Annotated in this window: 1 protein-coding gene; it reads right to left on the bottom strand. The window is 71.1% G+C overall.

What is annotated here, in order from left to right; all coding sequences use genetic code 11:
- Positions 1 to 388: phage tail assembly chaperone (locus ACU8YC_RS28305; RefSeq protein ID WP_446896437.1), on the bottom strand; the 388-nt coding region annotated here is incomplete at its 3' end.
- Positions 389 to 433 lie beyond the last annotated feature (45 nt).

Genomic DNA, 433 nt, shown 5'->3' with positions numbered 1-433 from the left:
TCACGACATCGATCGAGGCGTCCGGCTTTTCGTCCCGGGTCGACCACGCCGGCAGGAAGCCGCCGCCGGGGATCTCCATCAGCACGGCCCGCAGGCATGCGCCGATGACGTAATTCCGGCCTTCGTCGCCGAGCTTCTGAGCCGCCGCCGCGAGCATCGTCACGGCCTCGTCGGACAGCTCGGCGTCCGCGATCGGCGCGTCCGGCTGGCGCCCCTCGGCGGCGGCCTTCTCCGCAGCGGCCACGCGCGCCCGCATGTCGGCGGCGGCCGCGAAGGCCGGCCGGAGGGCAGGCGCCAAGGGCAGCACCTTGATGCCAATAGCAAGCTGCGTGAGGGGATCGAGCTTCTGCAGCCGGAATGCGCGGCCGTTGAGGGTGATTTCCGACATGGGGGAGGATCCTTGAGGCGTGGTGATGCTGCGGGGAGGGGGTGC

The organism is Citrobacter sp. VF227 (assembly GCF_052950715.1).
This window is presented reverse-complemented; position numbering and strand designations above follow the sequence as displayed.